At 47.5% G+C, this 15,945-nt stretch carries 15 protein-coding genes; 8 read left to right on the forward strand and 7 right to left on the reverse strand.

Going from position 1 to position 15,945, the window contains the following annotated elements; all coding sequences use genetic code 11:
• Window positions 1–29 precede the first annotated feature (29 nt).
• Window positions 30–713 (forward strand): tRNA (guanosine(18)-2'-O)-methyltransferase TrmH, encoded by a 684-nt coding sequence (trmH, locus tag HLM86_RS18305; protein ID WP_170883686.1) that lies wholly within the window; start codon window positions 30–32, stop codon window positions 711–713.
• 128 nt (window positions 714–841) lie between these two features.
• Window positions 842–2,920, forward strand: coding sequence for an ATP-dependent DNA helicase RecG (gene recG / locus HLM86_RS18310; RefSeq protein WP_170883685.1), 2,079 nt, complete (start codon window positions 842–844; stop codon window positions 2,918–2,920).
• 21 nt (window positions 2,921–2,941) lie between these two features.
• Here the strand turns inward: recG and cysQ are convergent, their stop codons facing one another.
• From cysQ to HLM86_RS18330, 4 genes are all read right to left on the reverse strand, one after another.
• Window positions 2,942–3,769: a 3'(2'),5'-bisphosphate nucleotidase CysQ gene (cysQ, locus tag HLM86_RS18315; protein ID WP_076589068.1), complete on the reverse strand. Its 828-nt coding sequence runs from the start codon at window positions 3,767–3,769 to the stop codon at window positions 2,942–2,944.
• Between the two features lie 22 nt (window positions 3,770–3,791).
• On the reverse strand, window positions 3,792–4,340 hold the full coding sequence (nudE, locus tag HLM86_RS18320; RefSeq protein WP_076589069.1) for an ADP compounds hydrolase NudE: 549 nt from the start codon (window positions 4,338–4,340) through the stop codon (window positions 3,792–3,794).
• Between the two features lie 132 nt (window positions 4,341–4,472).
• The gene (gene nfuA / locus HLM86_RS18325) at window positions 4,473–5,060 is read right to left on the reverse strand and encodes a Fe-S biogenesis protein NfuA (protein WP_076589070.1); all 588 of its coding nucleotides are present in this window, start codon (window positions 5,058–5,060) and stop codon (window positions 4,473–4,475) included.
• 94 nt (window positions 5,061–5,154) lie between these two features.
• Window positions 5,155–5,859: a ComF family protein gene (locus tag HLM86_RS18330; protein ID WP_076589071.1), complete on the reverse strand. Its 705-nt coding sequence runs from the start codon at window positions 5,857–5,859 to the stop codon at window positions 5,155–5,157.
• Window positions 5,860–5,916: 57 nt separating this feature from the next.
• On the opposite strand from HLM86_RS18330, the gene bioH reads away from it, so the two are divergent.
• The gene (gene bioH / locus HLM86_RS18335) at window positions 5,917–6,714 is read left to right on the forward strand and encodes a pimeloyl-ACP methyl ester esterase BioH (RefSeq protein WP_170883684.1); all 798 of its coding nucleotides are present in this window, start codon (window positions 5,917–5,919) and stop codon (window positions 6,712–6,714) included.
• A gap of 111 nt (window positions 6,715–6,825) precedes the next feature.
• A complete protein-coding gene (locus tag HLM86_RS18340) occupies window positions 6,826–7,299 on the forward strand; it encodes an ATP-dependent Lon protease (RefSeq protein WP_076589073.1) in 474 nt (157 codons plus the stop codon).
• A gap of 73 nt (window positions 7,300–7,372) precedes the next feature.
• Here HLM86_RS18340 and HLM86_RS18345 read toward each other — a convergent pair whose 3' ends face one another.
• On the reverse strand, window positions 7,373–9,700 hold the full coding sequence (locus HLM86_RS18345; RefSeq protein WP_076589074.1) for a Tex family protein: 2,328 nt from the start codon (window positions 9,698–9,700) through the stop codon (window positions 7,373–7,375).
• 231 nt (window positions 9,701–9,931) lie between these two features.
• Here HLM86_RS18345 and HLM86_RS18350 point away from each other — a divergent pair, with 231 nt between their 5' ends.
• The 4 genes from HLM86_RS18350 to envZ all read left to right on the forward strand — a co-directional run bounded on the left by HLM86_RS18350 (window position 9,932) and on the right by envZ (window position 14,665).
• The gene (locus HLM86_RS18350) at window positions 9,932–11,809 is read left to right on the forward strand and encodes a putative ATP-dependent zinc protease (protein ID WP_170883683.1); all 1,878 of its coding nucleotides are present in this window, start codon (window positions 9,932–9,934) and stop codon (window positions 11,807–11,809) included.
• Between the two features lie 101 nt (window positions 11,810–11,910).
• Entirely contained in the window at window positions 11,911–12,402 is a 492-nt protein-coding gene (greB, locus tag HLM86_RS18355; protein WP_217702231.1) for a transcription elongation factor GreB, read from the forward strand.
• A 149-nt stretch (window positions 12,403–12,551) separates the two neighbouring features.
• Window positions 12,552–13,271, forward strand: a complete 720-nt coding sequence (ompR, locus tag HLM86_RS18360) for an osmolarity response regulator transcription factor OmpR (protein ID WP_076589077.1) — start codon at window positions 12,552–12,554, stop codon at window positions 13,269–13,271.
• Window positions 13,272–13,342: 71 nt separating this feature from the next.
• Complete coding sequence (gene envZ / locus HLM86_RS18365; RefSeq protein WP_076589078.1) at window positions 13,343–14,665, forward strand: two-component system sensor histidine kinase EnvZ; 1,323 nt, start codon at window positions 13,343–13,345, stop codon at window positions 14,663–14,665.
• 12 nt (window positions 14,666–14,677) lie between these two features.
• Here envZ and HLM86_RS18370 read toward each other — a convergent pair whose 3' ends face one another.
• Window positions 14,678–15,439 (reverse strand): type II secretion system protein N, encoded by a 762-nt coding sequence (locus tag HLM86_RS18370; RefSeq protein ID WP_170883681.1) that lies wholly within the window; start codon window positions 15,437–15,439, stop codon window positions 14,678–14,680.
• A gap of 7 nt (window positions 15,440–15,446) precedes the next feature.
• Window positions 15,447–15,938, reverse strand: coding sequence for a type II secretion system protein M (locus HLM86_RS18375; RefSeq protein ID WP_076589079.1), 492 nt, complete (start codon window positions 15,936–15,938; stop codon window positions 15,447–15,449).
• Window positions 15,939–15,945 lie beyond the last annotated feature (7 nt).

A 15,945-nucleotide genomic window follows, 5' to 3' on the forward strand; every position in this document is an offset into this window, starting at 1 on the left:
ATTTCAAGGGCATTTATTTGATGATAACTATGAACTTAGATCGTTATAACCGGATTCAGCAGGTATTAAAATCTCGCCAAGCTGATTTGACCTTCTGTCTGGAAGATGTTCACAAGCCCAATAACGTCTCAGCGGTAATAAGAACGGCTGACGCTACGGGTATCCACAAAATTCATGCCGTCTGGCCAAACAGTATACGTACGCTCAGTCATACATCTGCTGGAGCACGAAACTGGGTTGAAGTCGAAACCCACAACACGATCAACGATGCCGTCCAGACTTTCAAAAAACAGGGCATGCAAGTCCTAGTCACTAACCTATCTGAGCAAGCCGTAGACTTTCGTCACATTGATTACACGAAACCGACCGCGGTGATCATTGGTAATGAAAAAGTCGGCGCGTCAGACACCGTCAAACAACTTGCGGACCAAGACATTATGATCCCCATGATGGGTATGGTGCAATCGCTCAATGTTTCTGTAGCCAGTGCCGTCATCATGTATGAAGCCCAGCGCCAGCGCCAAGCCGCAGGCATGTATGACCACCAATCCAGTCAATTACCCCAAGAGGATATCCACCGTATTCTTTTCGAACGCGGACACCCCGTACTGGCCAAAGTCGCACAACGAAAAGGCCTGCCCTACCCGCCGCTGGATCACCACGGGCAAATTATTGCCCCCGATTCTTGGTGGAAAGAAATGCAGAACAGGTAAATTCCAAGATCCGCGCTAACATTCGACCTAACACCCATGTTATTTTTCCTCAGATAACTTTTCCTGTACAAATACACAGCTCGGTGGTTAACTATCGTTAATGTGTTGATCGAACGAAACGTTTTGTTATGTCCCAGCTTTTATCTGCGATTCCTCTCTCTTCTCTGACTGGTGTCGGTGCCAAAGTAGCTGAAAAACTATCCAAAATCGGGCTCAATTCCGTTCAGGACTTACTGTTTCACCTTCCCCTTCGTTATGAAGATCGCACAAGACTCTACCCTATCGTCAAACTGCATCCGGGTCTTTGGGCAGCCGTACAGGGTCAAGTGATGAGCGTCGACACACTCTTTGGCAAACGCAAGATGCTTACGGTAAAACTCAGCGATGGCAATGGCTCTTTGACACTCAGATTTTTTAATTTCACTGCTGCCATGAAAAACAACTTTAGCGAAGGCAAAACCGTCCACGTATTTGGTGAAATTAAGCGCGGCAGCTTTGGGCTGGAAATCATTCACCCAGACTACAAATTCTGCGAACTGAATCCTGCGGCTGAGGTTGAACAAAATTTAACTCCCGTGTATCCGACCACCGATGGACTGCGCCAAATCACCTTGCGTAACTTAACCGACCAAGCACTTGAACTTCTCAAAAAAGCAGCCGTCAATGAACTCCTTCCCAACGGGCTCTATGACCAGCAAGTTACCTTGGTCAACGCTCTCAATACCATCCATCGACCGCCGCCGGAGATCAATCTAGAGGTATTCGAACAAGGCAAACATCCGACTCAAATTCGATTGATTATGGAAGAGTTGCTCGCTCAAAACCTCTCCATGCTACTGATTCGGAGTAAAGGGAAACAAGATACCGCCTTGCCATTGACAGAGTGCCATCAACTCAAAGAAACGTTATTGGCACAATTACCTTTTTCTCCAACTCAGGCCCAGTCTCGCGTTGTCAGAGAAATTGAACAGGATCTCAGCAAACCTCATCCAATGATGCGTCTTGTTCAGGGTGATGTCGGCTCAGGCAAGACTTTGGTGGCTGCAATGGCAGCAATACGCGCTCTAGAGCACGGGCATCAGGTGGCCCTCATGGCCCCAACCGAGTTACTCGCTGAGCAACATGCTTTAACTTTCTCCCAGTGGCTTGAGCCCATGGGGTTAAATGTCGGTTGGCTGGCTGGCAAACTCAAGGGTAAGGCCAAGCAATCAGAACTGGCAAAAATTGCCAGTGGCGAAGCCCAGATGGTCGTCGGGACACATGCCTTATTTCAGGAGCATGTGACCTTTCACCATCTAGCACTGGTGATTATCGACGAACAACATAGATTCGGCGTCCACCAGCGTCTCGAATTGAGAGAAAAAGGTGAAAAACAAGGAGCCTTTCCTCATCAACTCATCATGACGGCCACGCCTATTCCTCGAACCTTAGCCATGACAGCGTATGCTGACCTCGATACGTCAGTGATCGACGAATTACCGCCCGGCCGCACCCCAATACAAACCGTAGCGATCCCAGACACCAAACGCGAAGATATTATCGAGAGAGTTCGTCACGCCTGCTTAAATGAAGGTAAGCAAGCCTATTGGGTATGTACGCTTATCGATGAGTCAGAAGTCTTAGAAGCCCAAGCCGCTGCAGATACAGCGTTAGAGCTGCAAAAAAAACTACCCGATGTAAAAATCGGTTTGGTGCACGGCAGAATGAAACCAGCCGAAAAACAAGCTGTCATGCAAGACTTTAAAAACAATGAGTTACAACTGCTGGTTGCGACCACCGTGATTGAAGTCGGTGTCGACGTACCAAACTCTAGCCTTATGATCATTGAAAACCCAGAGCGCCTCGGTTTAGCGCAACTTCATCAGCTGAGAGGGCGTGTTGGGCGGGGAGCCGTTGCGAGCCATTGTGTTCTGCTCTACCATTCTCCGTTATCCAAAACAGCTCAAAAAAGGCTTGCCGTGCTCCGAGAAAGCAATGATGGTTTTGTAATCGCTCAGCGCGACCTTGAAATCCGCGGCCCCGGCGAACTGCTCGGGACGAAACAGACAGGTTTGGCCGATTTTAAAATTGCTGACTTGGTAAGAGACCAGTACCTCATCCCTGAAGTCCAGCGTGTGGCGCGCTATATCCATGATCACTACCCGAGTCATGCTTTAGCCATTATTGACCGATGGCTGGGAGACAGAGATCTATACTCAAAAGCTTAAACAATGAGCGTTATGATTGGTTCAGCCCTTGACCTGTAAAATATCATCCCACGGCAGGTTTTCATCACCGAGAACAATAAAGTTTGGGTTTTCTAGTGTGTCTCGTTCATTGTAGGACAAAGGTTCTAAACGAGTACTCAGTATGCGTCCTCCCGCTTCCTCAACAATGCACTGAGTCGCAGCCGTGTCCCACTCACCGGTTGGTCCGATACGAAGATAACAATCCACCGCCCCTTCAGCCACTAAACAGGCCTTGAGCGCCGCTGAGCCTAATGGCACCAAGTCATAATTCCAAGCACTGCTCATGCGTTTGCTCACGCAGTTGATGTCTTGTCTTCGGCTGATCGCAATCGCGATAGGATGCGCTGGGCCATCATGGTGATGGGTCTTGATCCTGACATTCCCGCTCATGTCAGGTATCTTCCAAGCGCCTTTATCTTTATAAGCATAATAGGTCACCCCCGAGGTAGGACCGTACACCACTCCCATAATCGGCTGATGATCTTCGACTAAGGCGATAATGGTGGCAAAATCACCACTACGCGCAAGAAATTCCTGTGTCCCATCGAGGGGATCAACCAGCCAGTAACGAGACCACTGAGAACGCTTATCAAGGCTAATATCGGCGTCTTCCTCGGATAAAACAGGTATGTCTGGTGTTAAAACTGAGAGTTGTTCAAGGATGAGCTTGTGCGCTGCAATGTCTGCACTCGTCACAGGCGTTTCATCGCTCTTAGTATAAGATTGATACTCTTTTTTTTCGTAGATATCGAGAATCAACTGCCCTGCAGAGCGGGCGATATCGATAACAGCGGGCAAATGTTGAGAAAGGTCTTTGTTCATTGGCATAATCCTTCACACTCTCCATGCATCATGGTGTTAGAATCCGCAAAGCGAGCATCAACGCGGTAATACTACGCGCCTCACAAAAATCGAGGTGGTTCAACAGCTCTTGAGCCTGAGAAAGTGGCCAACGAATTACTTCCAGAGGTTCTGGCTCATCCCCTTCCAGTTGCTCTGAGTATAGGTCTTCTGCAATAAACAGGGTCATTTTGCTTGAAAAATAAGACGGGGCAAGAATGACCTCTTTGAGCGGTGTCAGGGTGCGGGCCCCCAAACCAATTTCTTCTTTCAGCTCTCGATTTGCGGCCTGAACGGGCAATTCACCTTCGTCCACTAATCCTTTGGGGAAACCAAGCTCGTAGCGCTCTGTACCCGCCGCATACTCTCGGACGAGCAAGATATCGCCCTCAGAGGTGACAGGGACCATCATGACGGCGCTGCGCCCACTGGGCTTCATTCGCTCATAAGTACGCTCAACACCATTGCTGAATCGTAAGTCGAGCGTTTCAATGGCAAACAGCTTTGATCGAGCAACAATCTGTTTTGCTAATATTTCTGGTGGATTACGTTTAGCCACGGGTTGACTCCTTTCACCTAAACAGCGTCTTTAATATATGAGAAACTCTCTGCTTTTAAAACAAAAAAAGGGCTGACTCTATTCGCCAACCCCTTCTATTCCATATGGTTAAAATGACTGATCGCTCAGAGATCAGTAGTAAGAATGTTCACCACGATCGTGTTCAGTGGCATCACGAACCGCGGTCAACTCTCCTTCGAATTGCTGGAGCATTTCTTTTTCGATGCCTTCTTTTAAAGTCACATCAACCATAGAACAACCATTACAACCGCCACCGAACGCCACAATCGCCACGCCGTCATCGGTAATTTCAACTAAACTGACGTGCCCACCATGGCCAGCAAGCTGCGGGTTAACCTGAGTTTGGATGACGTATTCAACACGTTCAACCAAAGGGGCATCTTCAGACACTTTGCGCATTTTTGCATTGGGGGCCTTCAACGTCAGTTGAGAACCCATTTTATCGGTAACAAAGTCAATTTCGGCTTCTTCAAGAAATGGCAAGCTCAGCTCATCAACATAAGCAGCAAGCGCCTCATATTCAAAAAGAGTATCGGTTGCTTCTACGGCTTCAGGTGGACAATATGACACACCACACTCTGCATTCTGAGTGCCTGGGTTGACCACGAATACGCGGATATTTGTCCCTTCTGGCTGCTGACTCAGCAGGTTAGCAAAATGCTTTTGGGCAGTTTCTGTAATAGTAATAGGATTTGACACGACGAATACCTGAGTCTTTTTATAGGCTATTTAAGCACCATTCTACTCCTGATTTTTTCAAGATCTAGCCTTTTCCGTGCAAAAGCGACCCACTCTATCGACTCTTGGGTTCTGACGTCCGACAAATGCAGTAAATATCAACGATCTTCACCCCTGACTGGTAGAGAAGAGGGCATAATTGTTCCACCGTACTCCCCGTAGTTAAGACATCATCAACAATCGCGACGTGTTCTGCATTGATTGACTTGCGTAAACAAAATGCCTCATGCAAATTCTTTACCCGTTGTTTTCGGCCCATACCTTGCTGTTTCACCGTCGCTTTAGTCTTACGAAACACCGCTTCACATTTCACGCCCAACCCCTTGGAAATATGCCAAGCCAAATGCTGACTTTGATTGTAACCACGCCAACAATAACGCCGCCAGTGTAACGGAACAAAAGTGACCATGTCGGGTTTCCTATCAATGACGGGGAGCAGTAAACTGGACAAGGTTTTGGCATGCCAATACTGCCCCCCATCTTTGAGGCGATGCACATAGCGAGATAAGGGGGCTTGATATTCTCCCACACAATACAACCGAGACCAGAGCGGCTTGTTCAGCAAACATTGGCCACAATGCCGAACCACAGCATGAGTCGCCAACCCACAACATTGACAGCGTGGCTGCGATGAAAAATAAGCAAGGCATGCGGCACAAAAGACTGAGCCTGCCAAATCGGGTTCAACAGGTAAACGACATAAACCACAGTGATTTGGCAGTACTTTAGCGGTGAGTTTATTGACCCATTCAGTTAACATAGGCTCATCTTCTGACAAACAAGCAACTAATTTACCAAGTTAGGCTGGATTAAAATAATGGAAAAAGTGGGGAAAGATAACCGCAACCCGTCAACGCTTTATTGGCAATCAAAAGGGCAAGGGGCTGATCTGATTTTGGTGCATGGCTGGGGAATCAACAGCGCAGTTTGGGATCAAACCATTGAACGACTTTGCCAATCATACCGAGTTCACGTGGTGGATTTACCCGGCTTTGGTCATAGCCATCATCACCATTTTAATTCCATGGAACATTTGGCAGAGTTGGTTCTCGAACAGGCTCCTGAGCGCGCCATTTGGCTCGGTTGGTCATTAGGCGGCCTTTTGGCAACGCATATTGCCTTACACTATCCCACTCGGGTGGCTAAACTTATCACCGTTGCTAGCTCCCCTAGATTTGCCGCAGAGAAGAAATGGAGAGGCATTCAACCTAACGTTTTAACATCATTCACGGATCAACTAGTGGCTGATTTTCAGTCGACCATAAACAATTTTATGTCACTTCAAGCCTTAGGCAGCCCCTCTGCCCGTCAGGATATAAAACATTTAAAACGATCAGTGTTGACACGGCCGCTGCCCAATCCAAGAGCGCTGCATACCGGGCTGCAATTACTCGCGAATACCGACTACCGCGAAGCCCTTTCTTCAGTGTCCATTCCCACTTTGCGATTATACGGACGTCTTGATGGGCTCGTGCCCGTTGGCGTGGCCAAAGCGGTAGATGCACTGATGCCAAACAGTGAAAGTTACGTATTCAACGCTTCTTCCCATGCCCCTTTCATTACTGAGTTAGACGATTTTTGTCAGCAGGTCGCTCAATTTTCATCTTCAAGTTAACAAAAAATTCACACGTGATACTAAAATTTTGATCCAAGAGGTCGATATATAATCAAGTCAGGAGGATGCGTTTACGTTGCAGACCTTGGCTGGGCGTAAGGAGGTTAAGCGATGCTCGTCTCACCTACGAACGTGAGTGTGCCGCTGATCGCCCCATCGGTTAATGTGCAAACGGAGCAAGCCGCCAGAGACAACAAAGTCCGCGAGCCGGTGACTCCCACTGTCGCTTTAGCCAAAAGTAACGCTGAACGTAAAGTGAAAGCCGACGATAAGAGGCGCAGGCAATCGTCATGGGATCCGGCAGAGCACCCAAGCTATGAAACCGGTGAGCAAGTCGAAGACGTCGATGCCAATTATTTGGAAGATCCTCAAGATACCCTTAACAGGATTTTCCAGTTGATTGCTCTGGAAAGCTACAGTCAGGATCAGGGCAAAGGTTACGCCATGCGTTTTCGGTTACCAGCACACATAATTGATGCGGCGATAACAGAAGGTAAAATGGCCAAACGCAGAACCGTGATTAAGTTCCATTATGGTCATGCGATTGCCCCTCACACCCCGTCAGATGTGATTGCGGTACTTTAGTACTTAAATGCTCTGATGTAATAATAAAAAATCCCCGCTGAATTAGCGGGGATTTTTTATTGGTGTTTTATCGCTATTTCTTTGCCTTGGCGAAAGCCGCCGCAAACGCACCGCCCATGGCACTATTAGACGATTCATTTCGTTGTCGAGGCGCGGTTTTTTTGCCTGAATCAGGGCGTGCTTGATTCTTTGTATTAGTGGAACGCTGCGCACGGTTGTCCTGACCGGGTTCATCCGTCATCCGCATCGATAGACCGATGCGTTTGCGCTGTTCATCCACTTCCATCACTTTTACTTTCACAATATCCCCCGCTTTCACAACATCGCGAGGGTCTGAGACAAATCGATCTGTCAACGCGGAAATATGCACCAAACCGTCCTGATGTACGCCAATGTCAACGAACGCCCCAAAGTTCGCAACATTCGATACCACGCCTTCTAGCACCATACCCGGTTCTAAATCTGAGACCTTGTTAACCCCATCGGCAAAGGTCGCTGTTTTAAATTCAGGTCGTGGGTCACGCCCTGGTTTATCCAGCTCTTTGATAATGTCGCTGATGGTTGGTACACCAAAATTATCATCAGTATAATCAATGGCATGCAATCCGTTAAGGAAGGTAGTATCCCCAATCAAAGCATGAATTTTCTTGTTGTTCTTTTCCGCAATCATTTTAACGACGGGATAGGCCTCTGGGTGAACAGAGGAGGCATCCAGTGGGTTTTTACCCCCCATGATACGCAAAAAACCAGCACACTGCTCATACGCTTTTGGCCCAAGTCGCGCCACTTTCTTCAAAGTCGTACGTGATTCAAAGCGGCCGTATTCATCTCGGTAGTCGACAATATTCTGGGCAATGGTCACCGATAACCCAGCGACTCGAGTCAGCAACGCCGGCGAAGCTGTATTCACATCGACCCCCACCGCATTCACACAATCTTCGACGACGGCATCAAGGCGTTTTGCCAGCATCGACTGACCCACATCGTGCTGGTACTGGCCCACACCGATAGATTGAGGATCAATTTTAACCAACTCGGCCAATGGGTCTTGTAAGCGCCGAGCAATGGACACAGCACCCCGTAATGAAACATCAAGATTGGGAAACTCTTTTGCCGCCAGTTCAGAAGCCGAATACACCGATGCGCCCGCCTCACTGACCATGATTTTCTGCGCTTTGAGATCATTGCTCTGAATCAAATCTGCAACAAAGCTGTCTGTTTCTCGCGATGCCGTCCCGTTGCCAATGGCAATAAGATCAACATTAAACCGTTTGATGAGACCAGTGACGACCTGAGCTGCCTTGTCATATTGTTTCTGAGGGGGGTGAGGATAAATAGTGTCAGTGGCAAGCACTTTACCCGTTGAATCAACCACCGCAATTTTTGACCCTGTTCTTAAGCCTGGATCCAAACCTAATGTGGCTCTTGGACCCGCTGGCGCCGCCATCAGCAAATCTTTAAGATTGGTCGCAAACACATCTATTGCTTCAATCTCTGCACGCTCTTTCATGGCCCCCATCAGCTCCGTTTCCATATGCATGGAGACTTTGATTCGCCAAGCCCAACTGATCGCTTGGGTGCGCCAGCGATCTGCAGGCGCCTCACTGACAGAAATGCCATAATGGTCAGCAATCATCGTTTCACAATGTGACTGACGGACATTTTGTTCCCTCGTAGGATCGGCGTTCATCGCCAGAGTCAAAAACCCTTCATTGCGACCTCGCAGCATTGCCAGTGCACGGTGTGACGGCACTTTACTCAGCATCTCATTGTGTTCAAAGTAGTCTTTAAACTTTTCTCCCTCACGCTCTTTTCCGGCAACCACCCGAGAAACCAACTCCGCATGACGATGAAGATAAGAACGGATTTTTTCTAATAAATTGGCATCTTCCGCGATCCGCTCCATAATGATCGCTCGCGCACCATCAAGCGCCATTTTAACCTCGGTAATGCCTTGCTCAGAATCGACATATTTCTTCGCCTCATCCTCAGGCAAAGTGTGCGGTCGTGTCCACAATGTGTCAGCCAGAGGCTCCAACCCTGCTTCTATGGCAATTTGGCCCTTGGTACGGCGCTTAGGTTTATAGGGTAAATACAAATCCTCAAGACGCGTTTTGCTGTCGGCTTGATGAATAGCGGCTTCCAAATCTGGCGTCATTTTGCCCTGTTCATCAATGGATTTTAAAATCGTCTGGCGACGATCATCGAGTTCACGAAGATAAGACAACCGACTGTCCAAGTTCCGCAACTGGGTATCATCCAACCCTCCGGTGACTTCTTTCCGATAACGAGCAATAAAAGGGACAGTATTACCATCATCGATAAGATTAACAGCAGCAGTAACTTGCTCAGACCGAACATTCAGTTCGTGAGCGATCATTTGACAGATAGCTTGGCTCATCCGTGGATTCTCTATTCTTTGTATGTGATCAGATATATAGGTTTAGATATGGGGACATGAAGGCAAATTTGCAATGTCTTCAACCTTTGAACAAAAAATGACGCAGCGTTGATAGACACCCAACCCCTTTGTGTCAAAACTGTCATGCAGTTTGTCACGCAAAGACGCTGAATTTCGTTACCCTTTTAAAAGGCACCATCAACCTTTGGGATTATCCAGGAAAACCATCATATGAATAACACTGTTTTGACGATGATACTGAGCAGCGCCTTGATTTTCACACCGCTGAGCGGGTCTGAAACCCTATCAGCAACGACAACCAACCCCGTTTATCAGGTAGATAAGAAGCTGGTTCTGGGCCGTATTGAAAAAGTCTACTATGACGGCATACCTGAGTTGGAAAACATCCCTTTTACGGGAAAGATAGATACTGGTGCCGACACCACCTCAATTCATGCAGAAAATATCGTCCTATCGAGTCGCCACCCGAACTTCAAACACCTCAACGGTGATGATTTGCTATGGGCCATCGTTAATGATCGGCGTGCCAACAAACGCGAACGTACAACCGACACCTACCTTTCTTATCTCGTCACCGTAAGCTATACGATTCACCACCCTTATACTGGTAAAGAAATCAGAATCAAGGTCCCACTTGAACGCATTAGTATTGTTCGGAGTCGAAGCAGCAAAAAACCGATCCTTCGCCCTGCAATAAGGCTTCCGCTGACCATAGGAAACCGAACCGTTGAGACCATGGTCAACCTGACTGACAGAAGCCAGTTTTCCGCACCGATACTGATTGGAAAAACCTTTCTCAAAGACAATGCTTGGGTCATGGCAGGGTATGACTATCTGCAAGAGCAGCCTCGCGCTCAACGAATCGGCACCAAAGAGACAATACAGATCCACGGCATGTCCTACCCTGTCAGCCTAACGACCTCCAGCCGCTTTTCCAACGCGCATGCTATCGACATTGACATCAATAAGAAACGTAAACAGGTGACCTTTAAACTGGAAAGTAACCATGGTGAGCGCAAGACCATGACCTTACCCATAATACGCTTTTTGAATACGAGTCAGGGCCCGCGTCCCATGGTGTATTTACCTGTCACTATCAATGCTCAACAAACTCAACCATGGCTGGTTTATCTGATTGATAGGGGGGATAAGCAGAGCAAAATTCGTCTTGGTCTCGATATGATCAGTGAGTATTTTATTGTGAATACTGGCAAGCAGCATCAGTTCAAATATCTCAACAACGACCAGAGTGGTTTAGGGGATGCTCCCTTCGTCGTTTCACCGAATGAGACCCTCAAACTTGACGACAAATTTTCTGTGCCTGCCAAACCCACATTTACCGTCGACACCCCGTTATTAAGAGTCTCTGGATTTGACATCAGTAAGAAAAATGGCCAGAAGTCTGTCACCTTCGCACTCAAAGACCCCCATGGAAAAACTCAAAGTTTGACCAAACCTGTCTTACGTACCTTACGGGTCGGTGATGCTTCTCGTCCTGTTGTCGAGGGTCAATTCCAGTTTAATGGTCAACAACACACCATTGAATTTGCCTTGGATAAGCTTGATGAACATAACCCTCACCCATTTTTTCTTCTTGGTCATAACATGGAAAAAAATGGCGTGTTTCTCAACACCCGCACAAAAAATTTGCTCTCACCAGTTCCACTATTTAAAGCGGGTTACATTGAAGTTGCCGATGTCGAAGGGCTTCGTTTTCCGGTCAAACTTGATACCGGTGCCGATGTCAGCTCGATAAACGCTCAGAACATCAAACGATTTCAGAAAGAAGGTAAAGACATGGTCACCTTCACCTATGCCAATGATGCCGGCCTGACAAAAGAATTTACCCGCGAGGTCGTTGATGTCATGAACATCAAAGCAAAAGCAGGTGAGCAGGCCAATCAACGCCCTGTTGTCCTTATGCGCGTGCGTTTAAACCATCTCGAAAGAACCATTAAGGTCAACTTACAAGACAGGGGTCGCTTTCACTACAGCATGATTCTAGGTAAGAATTTTTTGCAATACGGCGCACTCGTCAGCAGTGATGCGCGTTATATTCTGACCAGTAAACCCGACTCAGAACAATAACGCTCTCCGCAGGCGACAAAGAAGCCACAACCTATTTGGCGCTTTAAAATATTCGCAGTATAGTTGTGGTCAGCGATATGCCGACTAGGAGAGAGCAACATTTGAAAACCAAGCTGATTACCCGTGAAGGCTATAATAAACTTAAAGCCGAACATGATTATCTTTGGCATGAAAAACGTCCCGAGATCACCAAAATAGTGACGTGGGCCGCAGGCTTGGGCGATCGCTCAGAAAATGCCGACTACACGTTCAATAAGCGCTTACTGCGCCAAATAGATCGCCGCGTTCGCTTCCTGAGAAAGTTTTTACCGGAAGTGACGATTGTCGACTATTCCCCCCAGCAAGAAGGCAAGGTTTTCTTTGGCGCTTGGGTAGAGATTGAAAACGAAGCGGGAGAGGTCAAAAAACTTCGCCTCGTCGGCCCAGAGGAGATCTATGGCGATGCCAAAAATTACATCTCTATTGACTCCCCGATGGCACGCGCTTTACTTAAGAAAGAAGTCGATGATGAATTTGTTGTGACGACACCGGAGGGTGACAGGGAATGGTTTATTAATTCAATAGAATACCTACCCATAGCGACAACTGATTAAATACGCTTACACTGAAACGATAAAAGGTAATAATCGTTAACAATTCTCTACGTTACTAAAATCACAATAGTGTTACATTCAACGAAAGGAATAACCGCACACTATCGCTCTATCAAAGCATAGGCTTATTGAATAGGTAGAATCATTACATGCAAGAAAATCACAAGATCCTAGTCGTTGATGACGATGCACGCCTGCGTTCCTTACTCGAACGTTACTTGTCTGAGCAGGGATTTCAGGTGCGCAGTGTCGCCAATAGTGAACAAATGGACCGCCTATTGACGCGTGAAAATTTCCATTTGATGGTCCTTGATCTCATGTTACCTGGTGAAGATGGCTTGTCTGTTTGCCGAAGACTGCGCAATGCCAATAACACCTTACCGATCTTAATGTTAACCGCGAAAGGTGACGAAGTAGACCGTATTGTTGGGCTCGAAGTCGGTGCTGATGATTACTTACCAAAACCTTTTAACCCACGTGAACTTTTGGCTCGAATAAAGGCCGTTTTACGCCGCCAAACCAATGAGTTACCTGGCGCGCCTAGTGCCGAAGAGCTTGTGGTAGAGTTCGGCGAGTTTAACCTTAACCTCGGGACTCGTGAGATGTTTCGTGGCGATCAAGCCATGCCTTTGACTTCCGGTGAATTTGCCGTTCTAAAAGCGCTGGTGACTAACGCACGTGAACCTATGTCACGTGATAAACTGATGAACATGGCTCGCGGTCGCGAATATTCTGCAATGGAACGCTCTATCGACGTTCAAATTTCTCGCCTGCGTCGTATGCTTGAAGTCGACCCGACGAAACCTCGCTATATTCAGACGGTTTGGGGACTCGGTTACGTATTTGTCCCTGATGGAAAAGAGGCGTAACCTATCATCGGTGTTACAGTGCGAGAGGCGCTCTCGCACTCGTTATTTCATTCCCTACCAAGGTCGCTCATATGCGTATTCGTAGTTCATTTACTCAATCCATACTGATCTTCATCACATTACTGGTTGCGAGTCAGGTTTACTCTTATTACGCCGTTTTTAACTATGCCCTCATGCCCAGCCTGCAACAGTTCAACAAAATACTCAGCCATGAAATCAATTTAATGTTGGATGATTCTGCCACCATGGAAAGCGGACTGCAAATGGATGCACCGCTGCGTCGCCGAGTGTTGGAACAACTAGGGGTCACCATACACACCGACGACAGTCCTATTTCAGATGAATATTATCATGCCGTCCGCATCGATTTAATGAGTGACGAAATGAGCAAAGAGCTTGGCTCGCCCACCGAGGTACGTATGATACTCGGAGAGGACAGCTATGTGCTTTGGATGCAAATAAATGCTCTCCCCGGTTCGCTGCTACGTATTCCTCTGTCCGAACTCCAAGAAGAAGACTTTGCGCCACTGTTTAGAAACAGCTTGGTTGTAGCATGCCTTATCATTGCTGGAGGGTGGTTGTTTATCCGGCTGCAAAACCGTCCATTGATCGCGTTGGAAAAAGCCGCCAAAGGTGTCGGTAATGGGGACATTCCTCCGCCATTGCCAGAAAAAGGCGCAACAGAGATCCGTTCCGTCACCCGAGCATTTAATCAAATGTCAAAAGGCATTCAAGCACTGGAAGACGATCGCACTCTGCTTATGGCTGGCATTAGTCACGACTTACGAACACCTTTGACTCGAATCCGATTAGCAACCGAAATGATGTCTCCTCAGGACAGCTATCTGGCACAGGGTATTATCAGCGACACCGAAGAATGTAATGACATTATTAGTCAGTTTATGGACTACCTCAAACCACTTAACCGAGAGTCGTTTATTGATGTCGACCTGAATGATATCGCCAGTGATATAGCAACATCCGAAGGTGGTTATGAAATTAAGATTGACACTAAATTGGTTCACCCCATCAAGCTCGCTCAAGGAAATCCGATTGCCATTAAACGTGCGCTGACAAATCTGGTGGTCAACGCCATACGTTACGGTGGGGGTTGGATTCAAATCAGCACAGGGGTAACCGCAGATCACCAACTCGTTTGGGTATGTGTCGAAGATAATGGGCCAGGCATCGTAAAAGAGCAGGTGGATAAGTTATTCGAACCTTTTACTCGCGGGGATACCGCTCGTGGCAGTGAGGGCACCGGCTTAGGGCTGGCAATCGTAAAACGAATCGCCAGCCAGCATAATGGGTCAGTCAGCCTCAACAATCGCGGTGACGGCGGACTGAAAGCTCAAATTAATTTCCCCACCATGAAGCCAAAGTCGATGATGTAATCCCTTGTATGACTATAAGCGGCCCTGATAGTTAAAGAGGTACTGCCCTTCACCATTCGGTGAAGGCAACCATTTGAGTTGCTCTGTCAGTGACGTTGGAAAATCAGCTTCGGGTTTAAACCAAGCAGAGGCTTGATAACGATGGGTAGGCTCCAAAGTGATATCCGCTTCACTGCTGACGTGCTGACTGCTCTGCCCTCCCTTAAGGACCACCTTGCTATCCTGACAACTAAATTCAAGCACTACACGTCCAACATTGAGATCTGCCAGTGGGGTAAGGATTTTACCTGCCTCCCACACGAGATCCCCTTGCGCAGTTTGACAGTATGGCGGCGCATAGAGCATCGACTTGATACTTAAGTCAACTTTCCCCGCCAGCGTAAGAGGCACGGGCAGAGACGGGGCAACCTTCAGCAATGTCTCTGCTGGTGCAGAAACGATCAGGTTTTCCGCATATGGACCGGCAAAACCATAGCCGACAAAACCACGAACGGTTACATCAAATTCACTGCCTCGCCCAAAGCGGACATGTGCTTCTGCTTTCCCCGCCAGTAACTTAAACAGGGCGAGATCCCATTGAAGATCGCCTAATTTATTATTTTGCCAAACCACTCTTTTGGCCTGACCTTTCCATAGCGTTCCAGAAACATCACTAAGTGTAAGTTGTGATGGTAAGGGCAGATAATTCAGCGCAACTTGAGCTGGAAGATGGGCAATCACACTCGTCAAAAAAACCAGTAGCAATGCCACGCTCAGCAGAATCACTTTTTTCACTAACACGTTATCCTTTCACAAACTGTAAACGTTTAATTTCAACAGTACCCGCCTGATCACCTTTGTCAATGTCCATAAAAGTCACTGAGACGCCATGTTTTTCTTTAAGGAAAGTCATCCACCCAACAAAACGGTTAAAGGGTATGGGCTTGATCCAGACCTGTAGCTCTTCTCCCCTTGGCTGAACTCGGACTAATTCAGCACCAAAACGAGAGGCGCTTGATGATATCGCTTGGTTAATTGGCAAATTAGACGATGTCACCCCACCTTGAGAACGCAAATCACTGATATTGTTGGCCTTAACTTTAACCCAGTTCAGCAATTTCTGTTCATCTTGCAGGCGAGTCGTTGCCATCTCAGCCCTCTGACTGAATGGCTGTACCAAGCCCCAGTAAACCAAACCCATTCCGAGTAACACTGAACAGGCAATCAACAAACGTTGTTCTCGCTGACTTGCCTTAAGCCACCAGCGTTGAAATGAAGCAATAAGTGGTTTCATTGCTGGC

Origin of the sequence: Vibrio ostreicida (genome assembly GCF_013074385.2) — a bacterium.
Classification (GTDB): domain Bacteria; phylum Pseudomonadota; class Gammaproteobacteria; order Enterobacterales; family Vibrionaceae; genus Vibrio; species Vibrio ostreicida.

Coding starts and splice junctions, on each gene's coding strand:
- HLM86_RS18340 (WP_076589073.1), top strand. CDS start 6,826: ATGCTCGTCTCACCTACGAACGTGAGTGTGCCGCTGATCGCCCCATCG.
- trmH (WP_170883686.1), top strand. CDS start 30: ATGAACTTAGATCGTTATAACCGGATTCAGCAGGTATTAAAATCTCGC.
- HLM86_RS18350 (WP_170883683.1), top strand. CDS start 9,932: ATGAATAACACTGTTTTGACGATGATACTGAGCAGCGCCTTGATTTTC.
- ompR (WP_076589077.1), top strand. CDS start 12,552: ATGCAAGAAAATCACAAGATCCTAGTCGTTGATGACGATGCACGCCTG.
- HLM86_RS18345 (WP_076589074.1), bottom strand. CDS start 9,700: ATGAGCCAAGCTATCTGTCAAATGATCGCTCACGAACTGAATGTTCGG.
- envZ (WP_076589078.1), top strand. CDS start 13,343: ATGCGTATTCGTAGTTCATTTACTCAATCCATACTGATCTTCATCACA.
- cysQ (WP_076589068.1), bottom strand. CDS start 3,769: ATGCCAATGAACAAAGACCTTTCTCAACATTTGCCCGCTGTTATCGAT.
- recG (WP_170883685.1), top strand. CDS start 842: ATGTCCCAGCTTTTATCTGCGATTCCTCTCTCTTCTCTGACTGGTGTC.
- HLM86_RS18375 (WP_076589079.1), bottom strand. CDS start 15,938: ATGAAACCACTTATTGCTTCATTTCAACGCTGGTGGCTTAAGGCAAGT.
- bioH (WP_170883684.1), top strand. CDS start 5,917: ATGGAAAAAGTGGGGAAAGATAACCGCAACCCGTCAACGCTTTATTGG.
- HLM86_RS18330 (WP_076589071.1), bottom strand. CDS start 5,859: ATGTTAACTGAATGGGTCAATAAACTCACCGCTAAAGTACTGCCAAAT.